Genomic DNA, 15685 nt, shown 5'->3' on the forward strand with positions numbered 1-15685 from the left:
GGCGGGCGGCGGGGGGGGGGGGGGCGGGGGGGGGGCCGGCCCGGGGTGGGCGGGGGGGGCCGGGGGGGGCCGGCCGCGGGGGTGGGGGTCGGGGCGGCGGGCCGGGCCCCGGCGCTACCGATCAGCGCAGGGCGCTGGCCGGTACGTCGATGGCCATGGCCAGCGCCAGATGGTCCGAGAAGGCCGCCGGTACGGCTTCGACCGCGCGGGTCTGCAGGCTGCTGCTGACCAGGATGTGGTCGATGGCGCGGTCCGGGCGCCAGCTGGGGAACGTCGGCACGATGCAGCCTGGAGGCTGCAGCCGGGTCTTCTGGTACAGCACCTGCATTTCCGGTCGTTCGGCCAGGCAGTTGAAGTCACCCATCAGCACGGCATTGGGGTGGTCGGACAGCAGCTCGGCAATGAAACCGAGCTGTGCCATCCGCGAACCGGCACCCAGCGAGAGGTGGGCCACGGCCACGGCCAGGCCGTCCCTGCCATCACCGAACCTGGCCAGCAGCACGCCACGCCCGCCGATACGGCCGGGCAGGGCGTGGTCCTGCACCTCCACCGGCTCCAGTTTGCTCAGCAGGCCGTTGGCACTGGATGCCACCCCGCCCATGCGCCGGTTCGGCTGGTGGCTCCAGTAGTTGAAGCCGGCACGCTGGGCCAGGTAGTGGGTCTGGTTGGTGAAGCCCGAACGCAGGCTGCCTGGATCGGCTTCCTGCAGGCCAACGATGTCGTGCCCACGCGCCAGTGTGGCAATCGCATCAAGACTGCTGCGCTTGCGACCCGCCGGCAGCGCATGTGACCAGCTGCGGGTCACATAGTCGCTGTAGCGGCGGGTACTGGAGCCGGCCTGGATGTTGGCCGTCAGCAGACGCAGGGTCCGTGTAGAGGGGGAATTCACGGCCGGGGACAGCTTCTCTTGGATCAGTGAGCCTGGGCCGCACCGCGCTCGCGGGCGATCAGGTGGTCGGCGATGCGCAGCATGTCCGGGAAGCTCTTGCCCTTCACCAGGTACTTGCCATTGACGATGATCGACGGGGTGCCGCTGATCTGGCTGCGCTGCGCGAACTGCTTGGCCGAGTTGGTCTTGGCATTCACCGCGAAGCTGCCCATGGTGGCGGCGAACTGCTTCGGATCGACGCCGTAGCCGGCGTAGAACTTGGCGATGTCCTCGACCGAATCACGGCCGCGTTCGCCCTTCAGGGTCTTCTGCGAGTGGATGGCGGCGTACAGCGCCTCGTGGGTCTTCTCCTGCACGCCCAGCGTCTGCGCGGCATAGAAGGCACGGGCGTAGTCGTCCCAGGTGCCGCCGAACATGGCGGGCACGTAGACGAAGTTCACGTCGCCCGGCAGACCGGCTTTCCACGGGCCGACCAGCGGCTGGAAGGCGGCGCAGGCCGGGCAGACGTAGCCGAAGATCTCGACCACTTCGACCTTGCCGGCAACCGGCTGGAAGGGCTGGCCGTTCGGAATTTCCTGGTAGTCCTCACCGGCCACCGGCGCCGGACCGGTCAGTGCGGTGGTGGTCGGGGCCGGAGCGGCCGCAGGAGCGGCTTCGGCGGCCTTCTCGCCTTCGGCTGCCGGGGCCGCGCCTGCGTTGTCAGTGGCCGGTGCCGCAGCGGGGTCGGTGCTGGCCGGGGTGGTGGTCGGCTCGGCCGGGGCGGCGGAGGTGTTGGCGGTGCCGTCGTCGGCCTTGCAGGCCGCCAGGATCGGCAGCAGCGCTGCGAGTGCGAGGGCGTAGCGGATCTTCATGGAAGCGTCTCCAGCATCTGGAATGGTGGGGCCGGCGGCGGGCGCCGGCCAGGGGGAAATGATGACACGCGGCGGCGACAGCGCCGTGTCGGGAGTGGGCGTTGGTTCAGCGGCCGCGGTTGGCGCGGACCTGGGCGATCAGCGCCGAGGCAATGCGCAGCTGGTCGTCGAAGCTGTTGCCGCGGACCAGATACTGGCCGTTGATGATCAGCGCCGGGGTACCGGGGATGCGGGTGCGCTGGGCGAATGCCCGCGCCGCGTCGACTTTCTTCTGCACGGCGTCGCCCCGCAGGGCCTGGGTGTAACGCTCGGGCGCCACGCCGTACGCCTTGTAGAAGGTGGCGAGCTCATCGGCCGAGACATTCTGCATCGGCAGGGTGCCCTGCTCGTGCAGAGCCTTGAACACGGCCGCATGGCTGCGCTTGGCGACGCCGACTTCTTCGGCGGCGTAATAGGCCAGCGCCCAGGCATCCCAGGCGCCCCCGAACGCCGCAGGCACCGGAGTGAAGCGAACATCCGCCGGCAGCTTGGCCGCCCAGGCTTCCAGCTGCGGTTCGAAACGCGCGCAGTGCGGGCAGGTGTAGCCGAACACCTCGACCACTTCGATCTTGCCGGCGAGCGGCTGGAACGGACCGGCCTGGGCGATGCGCTCGTAGTCGCGACCTTCGACCAGCGGGGCTGCGGCAGGGGCGGCACTGGCGGCCATCGGCAGCAGCACCAGCAGGGACAACAGCAGGCGGGGAATCAACCTCATCGACACGCATCTCCGTTGAAAAAGCAACGCCGGCGCAGTCGCCGGCGTGAAGGAAACATACCGCAGGCGCGGGCCGCGGTGGCGGCCCGGGCCGACCAGTGGCGGTCAGGGGGCGGCGGCCGGTCGTGCCGGCGTGGCTTCGGTGGCCACGTCGTCGGCCCGGTTGTGCAGGCCCTGCAGGTAGCTGGACAGCGCCTGCACTTCCTGTTCGGTCAGCTTCTGTGCCACCGCGGCCATGATCTGGAAGTGTGCCTTGTCGGTTTCGTTGGTCTGCCCGGCCTGGTACTCCTGCAGGCGGCGCGCGACATAGCTGGCGTGCTGGCCACCGATATGCGGGTAGGCCGGGCCCGGGTTGCCGGCGCCGCTGGGGCCGTGACAGGCCATGCAGGCCGGCAGCCCGCGCGACGCGTCGCCGCCGCGGTACAGCTGCTGGCCGATCTGGTAGAACTTCATGCCCTTGTAGGGGCCTTCGGTCACCGCCGTGTCGTCGGCGATGCCGGCGGTGGCCTTCTGCGTGGCGAAGAACGCGCCGATGTCGCGCATGTCCTGCGGGGTGAGGTTCTGCACGAACGGCACCATCGCCACTGCCGCACCGGAGCTGCGCTGGCCGTTGGCGATCAGGGCCATCTGCTGGGCGACATAGCGCTCGCTCTGGCCGGCGATGGACGGGTACATCTCGACCGTGGAATTGCCGTCGGCACCATGGCAGGCCGCGCAGGCCGCAGCCTTGCCCTGGCCAGCCTTGGCATCGCCCCAGGTCGTCTTGCTGAAATCCACCTCCAGCGAGGCGGTGTTGATCGGCCCGTTGTCGGGCAGCGGGGTCAACGTGGTCTGCGCGAACGCAGCGGCGGCAACAACGACAGCAGTGGCAAGGGCGGATACGGCAAGAACGCGAGCGTGGCGCATGCTAAAGCTCCGTATGGACCGGGCCGGGCGGTGGCCGCCGGCATCGCCCGGATTATCAACGGCGTTTCCACGCACGGTCAACGAAGCAGTGCAGCAAAATCCCCGCTGGGGCCGTCGGCACGGGCGCGCGGCGCCGCAACATGCGATCCTATGCGCATGTCATTGCTCCTTGAACGCGCCCGTTATCACCTCTCGGCCCACAACGCGCGGCAGCTGCCGCCCGACGAAGGGGCCGAAGTGGCCTTCGCCGGCCGCTCCAACGCCGGCAAGTCCAGCGCCCTCAATGCGTTGACCCGGCAGAATGCCCTGGCCCGCGTCTCCAAGACCCCCGGCCGCACGCAGCAGCTGGTGTTCTTCCAGATCACCCCGGAAGCAAGCCTGGTCGACCTTCCCGGCTACGGCTACGCCAAGGTGCCGCTGGAGCTGCAGGCGCACTGGCAGGCCTTCATCGACAGGTACTTCCGTACCCGGGAGGCACTGAAGGGGCTGGTGGTGGTGATGGACATCCGCCACCCGTTGAAGGACTACGACCGCCAGATGCTGTCTTACGCCGTACAGCGCGGCCTGCCGGCGCATGCGCTGCTGACCAAGGCCGACAAGCTGGGCCGCGGCCAGCAGATGCAGACGCTGCAGAAGGTGCGCAAGGAACTGCAGTCGGCCTACGGCGACAGCGTCAGCGTGCAGGTGTTTTCCGGCGAAGACCGCACCGGCGTGGACGAAGCCCGTGCCGTGATCGGTGGCTGGCTGGGACTGGAGTAACCTCTCGCCCGCCGGGCATGGCCCGGCGCTACCGGATCGGTGGGTGCCGACCTTGGTCGGCACACCCTCACAATGGCGAATACTCCGCCGGCACCCAGGCATAGGCCTGGCCGTCCCTGCGCACGTGGCCCAGGCCCGGGAAAGGCAGATGCGCACCCGCCACCCACCACGCCCCGGCGGTGGCCTGCTGCAACAGACTGCGGCGGCTGGCCGTGGCCGCCTTGCGGTCCGAATCGGCCTCGAACGCGGCTTCCGGGTGGGCGAACTGCACCGCGTGGAAGTGCAGCACGTCGCCCCACACCAGCAGTGACTGGCCCTGGCTGTCGAACCGGTAAGAGACGTGGCCGGGGGTGTGGCCATGGGTATCCATCGCCAGGGCACCGCCGGGGCGGGCATCGCCAGGCTCGAAGGTACGCAGGTGGCCGCTGGCCTGATAAGGCGCCACGGCGGTTCGGGCGAGCGGGAAGGCAAAGCGCACGCCCTCCGGTGCGGTGGCTTCGCTGGCCGGGTTGAGCCAGTAGTCCGCGTCGGCCCTGGACAGCCACACTGTCGCGTTCGGATAGGCCGGCTTGCCCTGCGCGTCGAGCACGCCGCACAGATGGTCGGGGTGGGCGTGGGTCAGCAGGATGTCGTCCACCTCGGCGGGATCCACGCCTGCGGCACGCAGGTTGCCCAGTACCTGGCCCAGGCCGGGACCGAAGCACTGTGCGGTGCCCGTGTCGACCAGGGTGAGGTGATTGCCCTGGCGGATCAGGTAAGCATTGACCGCGGTCTGCAGGCCCTTGCTGTCTTCGGGGACATAGCGGCCTTCCAGCAGGCGGGTGACCAGCGTCGGCGGCACGTCGACCACTTCCTGCCGGCCGAGTGCGACCACGCCATCGAACAGGGCGGTGACCTGCAGGGTGCCGATGCGGTGGTGATAGACGCCGGGCATCTGCCGGGTGGGTGCGGGTGAGGTGGCTTCGGCGAGTGCGGTCAGCGGCAGCGCAGCCAGGGCCAGCAGCAGGGCGCCGCGCAGCGGCAGGTGATGCAGGGTCATGAGGGTTCTCGATGGAGGACGGGCGGTTCCGTTGCGGCTAGCGTGCCGTGGCCGGCGTGCGCGCGGCGCTCAAACCGCTGCGCGGAATGCTCAGGGAAGGGAGTGTGCTGGCAGGGCTGCGCCCTGCACCCGCAGAGGCAACGGCCGAAGCAACAGCCGAAGCAACGGCAACAGCGGGCTGTCCGTGGGATGGCGGGGTGGGTCCGGCTGCGGGGGACGCCGTAAATACGTCCCTGTAGGCTCGGTCGCGCCATCCATGGCGCTCACGCCCCCGCAACCGGACCCACCCCGCCTTCGACAGTTTTGCACGATCTGTCGGAAATGCTCTTGGGGTCAGATCCGTTTTCCGCGGGAAAACGGATCAGACCCCGGAATTTCATTCGATATCTGACAGAGGTGTCGACCAAGGTCGACACCTACCAACAGCCGCCGGAATCTGTCGAAGGCGGCGCACTGCGGGTGCAGGGCGCAGCCCTGCCTGACCCCCTCAGATGTCTGTAGGAGCCAGTCCGTACTGCTCGGCGAAGCGCTTGCTGAAACTGGCCGCGGAACGGTAGCCCGCGCGTGCGGCCACGGTCTTCAGCGGCAGGTCGGTGGTGTACAGCAACTGCATGGCGTGGGCCAGTCGTGCCTCGGTCAGCAGCTGGCGCAGGCTGGTGCGCTCGGCCGCAAGCCGACGACGCAGGGTGGCGCCGCTCAGTGCGAACTGCTCCTCCAGATCACGCGATTGCCAGTCGCGCGCAGGTTCAGCGGCGACGCGATCCCGTATCTGCTCACCCAGCGTCGGTGCAGTGGGCAGCAACAGGTTGCCGTGGCCTTGCCGGCACAGGGTCAGCACCATCGAGGCCAGGGCCAGCCGGGCGTCGCTGTAATGGCCATCCTGCAACGATTGCCGCCAGCGGCGCAGCACGGCGCCATGTTCGGCCAGCGACAACCGCGCCATCGACGGACCGGCGCTGGGCAGTTCCTCGTTCCACAGTGTCCGCGCCGCGGCCAGCACTTCCGCACACAGCGGCACGATGGCGCTGAGGTAACGGCCGCTGCGCGGGTCTGGACGGTTGACCACGTCGATGCGGCAACGCTGGGTCAGCAGCAGTATGTCGCCGGGCGCGAACTCCAGCGTCTGGTGTGCGGTACGTACCTGCTTGCGTCCTTCCAGCAGGATCGCGAACTGCGGTTGCGGGATCTCCACCGAGCTGGCGCCATGCTCGCGCCGTGCGGTGACGCAGGCATAACCCTCGGCGCGATCACAACCGGCCAGCGAAGACATCTCGGCCAGCAGCGCCGTTGCGGCGGGCAGCATCGTGGTCATGTCACGTGGGCTCCCAGCAGCCGGCCGACGCCGGCGGCTGCAGCCATTGCCAGTGCGCCCCAGAACATGACGCGCAGGGCGCCGCGCAGGGCAGGCGCACCTCCGGCGCGGGCCGCCATCGCGCCGGTCACGCACAGGCCCAGCAGGGTGCTGGCAGTGGTCACCCCTGCCACGGAGTCGGCCGGTGCCAGCAGTGCGGTCAGCACCGGCAGGGCCGCCCCACAGGTGAAGGCTGCGGCGGAGGCCAGTGCGGCCTGCAGCGGCCGGGCGCGCAGGGTATCGGTGATGCCCAGTTCGTCGCGAGCGTGCGCACCGAGGGCATCATGGGCCGTGAGCTGTTCGGCCACCTGCCGCGCCAGCGCCGGGGCCAGGCCGCGATGGCGGTAGATGGCGGCCAGCTCTTCCAGCTCGCTGTGCGGATCGTCCTGCAGTTCGCGCTTCTCCATCGCCAGGTCGGCGCCTTCGGTGTCGGCCTGGGTCTGCACCGAGACATACTCGCCGGCGGCCATCGACATCGCCCCTGCGACCGTGCCCGCCAGGCCGGTGGCCAGCAGGGTGCTGGCCGATGCGCCACTGGCGGCAACGCCGACCACCAGCCCTGCCACTGAAACGATGCCGTCGTTGGCGCCGAGCACGGCGGCGCGCAGCCAGCCGACGCGGTCGGCCCTGTGTCGTTCCGGATGGCGCGAATGACGGGTCATGCCTTGCAGTGTACGAGGGTCAAGAGGTCGTCGGTAGGATGCTGAAACCCGTCTCCGTCGCATGCTGCGACGGGGCGCCACGCTATAGTGCGCCCTTGCGATGGAAGGCTCCCAGCCCCACATCCCCCGTCACCGTACAGCGAGTCTTCCCCTTGTCGAGCCCCAGCCACGTCGCCGATACGCCCATTACCGACCGCTCGCAGCTGGTGGAGGTGATCGCCTCCGGCGAAAAGCCCCGCGCGCAGTGGCGCATCGGCACCGAGCACGAGAAGTTCGGCTTCCGCCTGGACGACCTGCGACCGCCGGCCTTTGAAGGCGAGCGTGGCATCGAGGCCCTGCTCAACGGCCTGGTCCGTTTCGGCTGGGAACCCGTGCAGGAAAACGGCAACACCATCGCCCTGCTGCGCGATGGCGCGTCGGTGACGCTGGAACCGGCCGGCCAGCTGGAACTGTCCGGCGCGGCGCTGGAGACCATCCACCAGACCTGCGTGGAGACCGGTACCCATCTGAACGAAGTGGCGCAGGTGGCCGGCGAGCTCCAGTTGGGCTTCCTGGGCATGGGCTTCCAGCCGAAGTGGGCGCGCGATGAGATGCCGTGGATGCCGAAGGGCCGCTACAGGATCATGCGCGCGTACATGCCCAAGGTCGGTTCGCTCGGCCTGGACATGATGACCCGTACCTGCACGGTGCAGGTCAACCTGGACTACGCCAGCGAAGCGGACATGGTGAAAAAGTTCCGCGTTTCGCTGGCACTGCAGCCGATCGCCACCGCGCTGTTCGCCGACTCGCCGTTCACCGAAGGCAAGCCGAACGGCTACCTGAGCTATCGATCGCACATCTGGACCGACACCGACGCCGACCGCACCGGCATGCTCGACTTCGTGTTCGAGGATGGCTTCGGCTATGAGCGTTACGTCGATTACCTGCTGGACGTGCCGATGTACTTCTCCTACCGCGATGGCATCTACCACGATGCCAGCGGGCAGAGCTTCCGCGATTTCATGCAGGGCCGGCTGCCGGTGCTGCCGGGCGAGTTGCCGACCCTGCGCGACTGGTCGGACCACACGACCACGGCGTTCCCGGAAGTGCGCCTGAAGAAGTATCTGGAGATGCGGGGCGCCGATGGCGGTCCGTGGAGCCGCCTGTGCGCCCTGCCGGCGTTCTGGGTCGGCCTGCTGTACGACGACACCGCGCTGGATGCGGCCTGGGATCTGGTGCGTGACTTCACCCTGGCCGAGCGCCATGTACTGCGCGACGGCGTGCCGGAGCATGCGATGAACCTGCCGTTCCGCGATGGCACCGTGCGCGATCTGGCGCGCGAGGCGGTGAAGATTTCCGTTGAAGGCCTGAAGCGCCGCGCCGCGCGCAATGCCGATGGCCAGGACGAGAGCAAGTTCCTGGATGTGCTGCAGGAGATCGTCGAATCCGGCCTGACACCGGCCGAGCGCAAGCTGGCGCTGTTCCATGGTCGCTGGCACGGCAACGTGGATCCGGTGTTCCGGGAATTCGCGTACTGAATGCGGCCGCCGGGCATGGCCCGGCGCTACCCGCCATGGCTCCGGCAGCGTCGGGCCATGCCGGCGGGTGTCGCGCGCAGAAAAAACCCCGGCCTCCACGCCGGGGTTTTTCATTCCATCAGCCGGGCCGTCAGGCCTTGAGGCTGGCCATGTCGATCACGAAGCGATAGCGCACATCGTTCTTCGCCATGCGCTCCCACGCGTGGTTGACATCCTTGATGTCGATCACCTCAACATCGCTGACGATGTTGTGCTCGGCGCAGAAATCCATCATTTCCTGGGTCTCGGCCATGCCGCCGATGGCCGAGCCGGTGACGTGCTTGCGGCCGAAGATCACGCTGGCACCCATCAGGGGCGGGTCCAGCTCGGTGATGACGCCGACCAGGCACATGGTGGCATCGCGCTTGAGCAGGCTCATGTACGGGTTGGTGTCATGGCTGACCGGCACGGTGTTGAGCAGGAAGTCGAAGCTGTTGGCGTGCGCCTTCATCTGCGCCGGATCGCGCGAGACCAGCACCTCGTCCGCGCCCAGGCGCTTGGCGTCGGCGCCCTTTTCCGGGGTGGTGGTGATCATCACTACGGTGGCGCCCATCGCCTTGGCAAACTTCACGCCCATGTGGCCCAGACCGCCCAGGCCGATCACGCCCACCTTCTGGCCGGGGCCGACCTTCCAGTGGCGCAGCGGCGAGTAGGTGGTGATGCCGGCGCACAGCAGCGGCGCGGCGGCCTTCAGGTCCAGCGTCTCGGAGACCTTCACCACGAAGCGCTGCTCGACCACGATGTGGTCGGAGTAGCCGCCCATCGTCAGCTCACCGGTATTGCGGTCGCGGCTGTTGTAGGTATAGGTCGGGCCCTTTTCGCAGTACTGCTCAAGGTCGTGGTCGCAGGCATCGCAATGGCGACAGGAATCCACCATGCAGCCGACGCCGGCGATATCGCCGACGCTGAGGCGGGTGACGGCCGGACCGACTTCGACCACGCGGCCGATGATTTCGTGGCCGGGAACCATCGGGTACTCCGCGCCGCCCCAGTCGTCGCGGGCCTGGTGCAGGTCGGAGTGGCAGATGCCGCTGTACAGCACTTCGATGCGGACATCGTTGGCGCCGACGGCGCGGCGTTCGAAGGTGAAGGGCTCGAGCGGAGCGGTATTGGTACGCACCGCATAACCATGGGCGAGGGACATGGGGAATCCTTGGCGGGTTTGTGGAAAGGCGTTTTACAATACGCCCCTCATACCCGCCCACAAAGCGTGGATATCGGCATGATTCATCAAGGCAGACTGCACAATCATGGCCACTGACAATCTCACCCACCTGGCCGCCTTCGCGGCGGTGGCCCGCCACCGCAGCTTCCGCCGGGCCGGCGCCGAGCTGGCCCTGTCGACCTCGGCGGTGAGCTATGCGATCCGGGCACTGGAAGAGCGGTTGGGGGTGGGCCTGTTCCATCGCACTACCCGCAGCGTGGCCCTGACCGAGGCCGGGCAGCGCCTGCTGGACCGGTTGCAGCCGGCGCTGGGCCAGGTGCACGAGGCGCTGGAGGAAATGAACCAGTTCAGGGACAGCCCAACGGGCCTGCTGCGCATCAACGCGGCCCGCGCGGCAGTGCCGACCCAGCTCGGCCCACGCCTGACCCGCTTCCTGCGCGCGCACCCCGATGTGCGCCTGGAGCTGACCGAGAACGATGGGCTGGTGGACATCGTTGCCGAAGGCTTCGATGCCGGCGTGCGGCTGCATGAGTTCGTGCCCGAGGACATGGTGGCCGTGCCGTTGGGCCCGGCCCTGCACGGCATGATCGTGGCCTCGCCCGGGTATCTGCGCCAGCACCCGGCACCGCAGCATCCCCGCGACCTGCTGCAGCACGAATGCATCCGCTTCCGCTTCGCCAGCGGTCACCTGTACAAGTGGCAGTTCGACCGCGATGGGCAGTCGCTGGAAATCGACGTGCGTGGGCGACTGACGCTGAGCGAGCAGACCACCATCATGCGCGCGGTGCTGGATGGCTTCGGCCTGGCCTATGTGCTTGAGGATGCCGCGCGCCCGCACATCGAAGCCGGGCGGATGGTGGCGGTACTGCAGGACTGGAGCGAACCGTTTCCCGGCTTCGTGCTGTATTACCCCAGGCAACGGCAGATGGCGTCGGCCTTGCGCGCATTCGTGGACATGCTGCGCGAATAGATCCGTGCCTGCGCGGATGCTGCCTGTCGAGGTAAAGTGCGTGCCGATCCAATCACAGGGACGTTCATGCATACGCTTGCCGAGATCGAACTGGCCACCGGCCAGACCTTTCCTGCTCTCTACCACCGGCTCGATACGGAAGACCGGCTGAGCTGGGGGGCGACCCATCCGCAATGGGCGCAGGTGTGCCTTCCGGAGCTGCAACCGGTACCGCCGATTCTGTTGTATGCGCAGGATTACGAGCCGCTTGAGCGTGGCGAACTGCTCGAGGCCTGGCAGGAGCTGACTGCAGAGGATCACTACAACCCATTGCGCGAGGATCTGCAGCTGCTGCCGTTCGCCCGCACGGGGGCCGGTGACAGCTACTGCTTCTGGACCAATGCGCCGGGCTGCGACGAGCCGCCGGTGCTGCTGGTGTGGCACGACGATGATCGCGCTGACGTACTGGCCCGCAACCTTCAGGATTTCCTGTTCCGCAAGATGGTGGAGGCAGTGGCGGACTACGAGGCCCCCTACACGCTGTTGTCGCACGGTGACCTGGCCGACAATCTCCAGCGCTGGCTGGGCTCGCATCGCGCGTGGCTGCGGGACGACCAGGCCACTGCGCTGGAGGCCCTGTTTGCACGCAGCGCAGAGATCGAGCAGGGAGAGATCGATGAGGATCAGGCGCAGGCGCTGGTGCAGCAGCTGATCGGATTCGAGCGGCTGGACGAATCATTCGCCTACGTGCGCTGATGCTGGCGGCGGGCCCGGTGCATTCCGCCGATCAATCCAGCAAGGCGTCGTAGCCGGGGCCGGTGAACTGGATCAGGCAGAAGCCGTGTCCGAACGGATCCGCCAGTACTGCGATGCGCCCCCATGAACGCTCGCGTGGCGCCTGCTCGAGCGCCGCGCCTGCCGCCAACGCCTGGGCAAGGGCGGCGTCGAGGTCCTCCACGATCCAGTCGATGTGCAGCGCGGTCCAGTGACGTTCGTAATCCCGCACGTCACCGTCGACGGTAGCTGCGCTGCCCGCTTCGTTCTGCAGCAGATAGAGCGGTGTCGGGCCGCCCAGCAGTTCCAGCACCTCCGGGCCGAGACGGCGCCCGGCATGGAGGCCGAAGGCGCGTGTGTAGAACGCCTCGGCGGCCGCGAGGTCCGGAACGTCCAGATTGATGATGAAGGGGATCATGGCCCGGGCCCTGCGTTGTGCCAGGCACCATGCGCCGATGATTCCCGTCGATCAAGAGGGTGCGCGGTTTGAGGCAGCGCGTCGCGGAAAGGCGCCGGCGATCGTTCTAGACTCGAGCGATCGAACCTGCATGGGAGTGGCTCTGATGGGACTGCGCGAATGGGGGAGGGGGGCCGCACTGGCCGTGCTGCTCGCAGCCACTGGCGTCGGCATCGCGGATGCGCGTGACAGCCAGGCACCGGTGATGTCCGGCAATCCGATCCTGCCGGGCTGGTACGCGGACCCGGAGGCGGCCGTATTCGGCAGCACCTACTGGATCTTTCCCACGCGCTCGCGGCCCTATGCAGAACAGGTTGCCTTCGATGCCTTTTCGTCGCCCGACCTGGTGCACTGGCGCCGGCACGACAGCGTGCTGTCCATCGAGAACATTCCCTGGGCCAGGCAGGCGTTGTGGGCACCCTCGGTGGTGGCCAACGACGGGCGCTACTTCTTCTTCTTCTCCGCCAATGACATCCAGAACGACGGCGAGACCGGTGGCATCGGCGTGGCCGTGGCCGACCAGCCCGAAGGGCCTTACCGCGATCTGCTCGGCAAGCCACTGGTGGGCGCGTTCCACAATGGCGCGCAGCCGATCGACCAGTATGTGTTCAAGGATGACGATGGTGCCTGGTACATGATCTATGGCGGCTGGAAGCACGCCAACATCGTGCGCCTGAAGGCGGATTTCAGCGGCCTGCTGCCCTGGGACGACGGCACGCTGTTCAAGGAGATCACGCCGGCGCCGGAGTACGTGGAAGGTCCGCTGATGTTCAAGCGGGGCGGTCGCTACTACTTCATGTGGTCCGAAGGCGGCTGGGGCGAGCCGGACTACTCGGTGGCCTATGCGATCGCCGACGCGCCGACCGGGCCGTTCACACGCATCGGCCGGGTCCTGCAGCAGGACCCGGCCATCGCGACCAGCGCCGGGCACCACTCCCTGATCCACGCGCCCGGCGATGACACGTGGTACATCGTCTACCACCGCCGGCCGCTCGACCAGACCGACCGCAATGCCCGCGTCACCGCGATCGATCGCCTGTACTTCGACGCGCAGGGCCGCATCCTGCCGGTGAAGATGACGCACGAGGGCGTACCCGCGCACCGCCTGCGCTGAGGCGCAGGATGTACCTTTCCGCCACCTGTGTATACTATCCCCCAGTATAGTTCCTGAGTCACCCTGCCATGCCGCACTCTCCCGAAGAGAAGAAGAAGGTCCTGGCCCGCGTGCGCCGCATCCGCGGCCAGTGCGATGCACTGGACCGTGCGCTGGAAGCCGGCGCCGACTGCGGGCCCGTGCTGCAGCAGATCGCCGCCATCCGCGGGGCGGTCAACGGGCTGATGTCCGAGGTGATGGAAGCCCACCTGCGCGAAGAGTTCGGACAACCCGCAGCGTCCGATGAACAGCGCGCCGAGCGCGTGCGCGAGATGAGCGGGCTGATCCGCTCGTACCTGAAATAAGCAACGGCGCAGCATAGCGTCGTCCATCTGTTACTGCCTGTCTTTGGAGAATCCCGCCATGAAATCCCGTGCCGCCGTCGCCTTTGCTCCCGGCCAGCCGCTGCAGATCGTCGAGATCGACGTCGCCCCGCCGAAGGCCGGCGAAGTGCTGGTCAAGATCACCCACACCGGCGTCTGCCACACCGATGCGTTCACCCTGTCAGGGGATGATCCGGAAGGTCTGTTCCCGGTGGTGCTGGGCCATGAAGGTGCCGGCATCGTGGTGGAAGTAGGCGAGGGCGTGACCAGCGTCAAGCCGGGTGACCACGTGATTCCGCTGTACACCGCCGAGTGCGGCGAATGCCTGTTCTGCAAGAGTGGCAAGACCAACCTGTGCGTGTCGGTACGCGCGACCCAGGGCAAGGGCGTGATGCCCGATGGCACCAGCCGCTTCAGCTACAACGGCGAGCCGATCTATCACTACATGGGCTGCTCGACGTTCAGCGAGTACACAGTGGTGGCCGAAGTCTCGCTGGCGAAGATCAATCCGCAGGCGAACCCGGAACATGTCTGCCTGCTCGGCTGCGGTGTCACTACCGGCATCGGTGCGGTGCACAACACGGCCAAGGTGCAGGAAGGCGACAGCGTGGCAGTGTTCGGCCTCGGCGGCATCGGCCTGGCCGTGATCCAGGGCGCGCGCCAGGCCAAGGCCGGCCGCATCATCGCGGTGGATACCAATCCGTCCAAGTTCGAGCTGGCGCGTGAGTTCGGTGCGACCGACTGCATCAATCCGAAGGACTTCGACAAGCCGATCCAGCAGGTCATTGTTGAAATGACCACCTGGGGCGTGGACCACAGCTTCGAGTGCATCGGCAACGTCAACGTGATGCGCGCGGCGCTGGAATGCGCGCACCGTGGCTGGGGCCAGAGCGTGGTGATCGGCGTGGCCGGCGCCGGCCAGGAAATCTCCACCCGTCCCTTCCAGCTGGTCACCGGCCGCAAGTGGATGGGCACGGCCTTCGGTGGCGTCAAGGGTCGCAGCCAGCTGCCGGGCATGGTGGAGGACGCGATGAAGGGCGACATCGAACTGGCGCCGTTCGTCACCCACACCATGGATCTGGACGGGATCAACGATGCCTTCGATCTGATGCACGAAGGCAAGTCGATCCGTTCGGTCGTGCACTACTGAGCCATCCCGGGTGGCAGGCCGTCAGGGCTGCCACCCTTCTGGAGAGACACCATGGAACGCATCGAACATCGTGCCTGCTTCGGCGGTTGGCAGGACGTGTACCGTCATCCCTCGTCCACGCTGGGCTGCGACATGCAGTTCGCCGTTTACCTGCCGCCGCAGGCGGAAACGCAGGCGCTGCCGGTGCTGTACTGGCTGAGCGGACTGACCTGCACCGAACAGAACGTCATCACCAAGGCGGGCGCGCAGCGCTATGCGGCCGAACATGGCGTGATTCTGGTCGCGCCCGACACCAGCCCGCGTGGCGACGATGTCGCCGACGCGGAGGGCTACGATCTGGGCAAGGGTGCCGGCTTCTACCTCAACGCCACCCGCGAGCCGTGGTCCAAGCACTACCGCATGCATGACTATGTGGCGCAGGAACTGCCGGCGCTGATCGAGGCGAACTTCGTGGTGACCGGGGCACGCGCGATCAGTGGTCACTCGATGGGAGGTCACGGTGCACTGGTGGTCGCGCTGCGCAATCCGGGGCGTTACCGCAGCGTGTCGGCATTTTCGCCGATTGTTGCCCCCAGCCAGGTGCCCTGGGGACAGAAGGCGTTCCAGGCCTATCTGGGCGACAACCGCGCCGACTGGGCCGCGTGGGATGCCTGCGAACTGATCGCTGCGGCCAGCGAACGCTTGCCGCTGCTGGTGGACCAGGGCGGGGCCGATGAGTTCCTGCAGAGCCAGCTGCAGCCGCAGCGCCTGCAGCAGGCCTGCGACGCCGTCGGCCATCCGCTGACCCTGCGCCTGCAGGATGGCTACGACCACAGCTATTACTTCATCGCCAGCTTCATCGGCGAGCACATCGCTCACCACGCCCGCGCGCTGCACGGCTGAATAGCCCGCGTGACAGCTGCGGTCCCGGGGACGCAACCGCGCATGCCCCGGCGCGACGGAACGCC

General features: G+C 67.7%; 17 protein-coding genes. 8 read left to right on the forward strand and 9 right to left on the reverse strand.

Annotated features, from left to right (window positions below):
* Positions 1-121: 121 nt before the first annotated feature.
* The 4 genes from ABE543_RS05335 to ABE543_RS05350 form a co-directional block, all read right to left on the reverse strand.
* Entirely contained in the window at positions 122-889 is a 768-nt protein-coding gene (locus ABE543_RS05335; protein ID WP_053519867.1) for an endonuclease/exonuclease/phosphatase family protein, read from the reverse strand.
* Positions 890-912: 23 nt separating this feature from the next.
* On the reverse strand, positions 913-1740 hold the full coding sequence (locus ABE543_RS05340; RefSeq protein WP_053519866.1) for a thiol:disulfide interchange protein DsbA/DsbL: 828 nt from the start codon (positions 1738-1740) through the stop codon (positions 913-915).
* A 106-nt stretch (positions 1741-1846) separates the two neighbouring features.
* Positions 1847-2494, reverse strand: a complete 648-nt coding sequence (locus tag ABE543_RS05345) for a thiol:disulfide interchange protein DsbA/DsbL (RefSeq protein WP_053519865.1) — start codon at positions 2492-2494, stop codon at positions 1847-1849.
* 105 nt (positions 2495-2599) lie between these two features.
* Entirely contained in the window at positions 2600-3400 is an 801-nt protein-coding gene (locus tag ABE543_RS05350) for a c-type cytochrome (RefSeq protein WP_065175142.1), read from the reverse strand.
* 156 nt (positions 3401-3556) lie between these two features.
* On the opposite strand from ABE543_RS05350, the gene yihA reads away from it, so the two are divergent.
* Positions 3557-4159 carry a ribosome biogenesis GTP-binding protein YihA/YsxC gene (gene yihA / locus ABE543_RS05355; RefSeq protein WP_053519877.1) on the forward strand — a complete coding sequence of 201 codons (603 nt, stop codon included), beginning with the start codon at positions 3557-3559 and terminating at the stop codon, positions 4157-4159.
* A 67-nt stretch (positions 4160-4226) separates the two neighbouring features.
* On the opposite strand, the gene ABE543_RS05360 is transcribed toward yihA, so the two are convergent.
* The 3 genes from ABE543_RS05360 to ABE543_RS05370 all read right to left on the reverse strand — a co-directional run bounded on the left by ABE543_RS05360 (position 4227) and on the right by ABE543_RS05370 (position 7211).
* Positions 4227-5198, reverse strand: a complete 972-nt coding sequence (locus ABE543_RS05360) for an MBL fold metallo-hydrolase (RefSeq protein WP_346475403.1) — start codon at positions 5196-5198, stop codon at positions 4227-4229.
* Positions 5199-5685: 487 nt separating this feature from the next.
* On the reverse strand, positions 5686-6510 hold the full coding sequence (locus ABE543_RS05365) for a helix-turn-helix transcriptional regulator (protein WP_111186175.1): 825 nt from the start codon (positions 6508-6510) through the stop codon (positions 5686-5688).
* Positions 6507-7211 carry a VIT family protein gene (locus ABE543_RS05370; protein WP_065175139.1) on the reverse strand — a complete coding sequence of 235 codons (705 nt, stop codon included), beginning with the start codon at positions 7209-7211 and terminating at the stop codon, positions 6507-6509. Before ABE543_RS05370 ends, ABE543_RS05365 begins: the two co-directional genes overlap by 4 nt.
* Positions 7212-7363: 152 nt before the next feature.
* On the opposite strand from ABE543_RS05370, the gene ABE543_RS05375 reads away from it, so the two are divergent.
* Positions 7364-8728: a glutamate--cysteine ligase gene (locus tag ABE543_RS05375; RefSeq protein WP_346475404.1), complete on the forward strand. Its 1365-nt coding sequence runs from the start codon at positions 7364-7366 to the stop codon at positions 8726-8728.
* A gap of 130 nt (positions 8729-8858) precedes the next feature.
* Here ABE543_RS05375 and ABE543_RS05380 read toward each other — a convergent pair whose 3' ends face one another.
* Positions 8859-9911 carry an NAD(P)-dependent alcohol dehydrogenase gene (locus ABE543_RS05380; protein ID WP_053517445.1) on the reverse strand — a complete coding sequence of 351 codons (1053 nt, stop codon included), beginning with the start codon at positions 9909-9911 and terminating at the stop codon, positions 8859-8861.
* A gap of 106 nt (positions 9912-10017) precedes the next feature.
* Here ABE543_RS05380 and ABE543_RS05385 point away from each other — a divergent pair, with 106 nt between their 5' ends.
* Positions 10018-10902 carry a LysR family transcriptional regulator gene (locus ABE543_RS05385; RefSeq protein WP_065181739.1) on the forward strand — a complete coding sequence of 295 codons (885 nt, stop codon included), beginning with the start codon at positions 10018-10020 and terminating at the stop codon, positions 10900-10902.
* Between the two features lie 66 nt (positions 10903-10968).
* Positions 10969-11637 (forward strand): SMI1/KNR4 family protein, encoded by a 669-nt coding sequence (locus ABE543_RS05390; protein ID WP_164152837.1) that lies wholly within the window; start codon positions 10969-10971, stop codon positions 11635-11637.
* Positions 11638-11668: 31 nt separating this feature from the next.
* Here the strand turns inward: ABE543_RS05390 and ABE543_RS05395 are convergent, their stop codons facing one another.
* On the reverse strand, positions 11669-12073 hold the full coding sequence (locus ABE543_RS05395) for a VOC family protein (protein WP_065181737.1): 405 nt from the start codon (positions 12071-12073) through the stop codon (positions 11669-11671).
* Between the two features lie 145 nt (positions 12074-12218).
* Between ABE543_RS05395 and ABE543_RS05400 the strand changes: the two genes are divergently transcribed.
* The 4 genes from ABE543_RS05400 (at position 12219) to fghA (ending at position 15620) form a co-directional block, all read left to right on the forward strand.
* Positions 12219-13226: a glycoside hydrolase family 43 protein gene (locus ABE543_RS05400; protein WP_065181800.1), complete on the forward strand. Its 1008-nt coding sequence runs from the start codon at positions 12219-12221 to the stop codon at positions 13224-13226.
* 68 nt (positions 13227-13294) lie between these two features.
* Positions 13295-13570, forward strand: a complete 276-nt coding sequence (locus ABE543_RS05405) for a metal/formaldehyde-sensitive transcriptional repressor (protein WP_053517440.1) — start codon at positions 13295-13297, stop codon at positions 13568-13570.
* A gap of 58 nt (positions 13571-13628) precedes the next feature.
* Positions 13629-14738: an S-(hydroxymethyl)glutathione dehydrogenase/class III alcohol dehydrogenase gene (locus tag ABE543_RS05410; RefSeq protein ID WP_065175135.1), complete on the forward strand. Its 1110-nt coding sequence runs from the start codon at positions 13629-13631 to the stop codon at positions 14736-14738.
* A gap of 51 nt (positions 14739-14789) precedes the next feature.
* A complete protein-coding gene (gene fghA, locus ABE543_RS05415) occupies positions 14790-15620 on the forward strand; it encodes an S-formylglutathione hydrolase (protein ID WP_340044959.1) in 831 nt (276 codons plus the stop codon).
* Positions 15621-15685 lie beyond the last annotated feature (65 nt).

Origin of the sequence: Stenotrophomonas sp. TWI169 (assembly GCF_039674705.1) — a bacterium.
GTDB classification, from domain to species: domain Bacteria; phylum Pseudomonadota; class Gammaproteobacteria; order Xanthomonadales; family Xanthomonadaceae; genus Stenotrophomonas; species Stenotrophomonas maltophilia_P.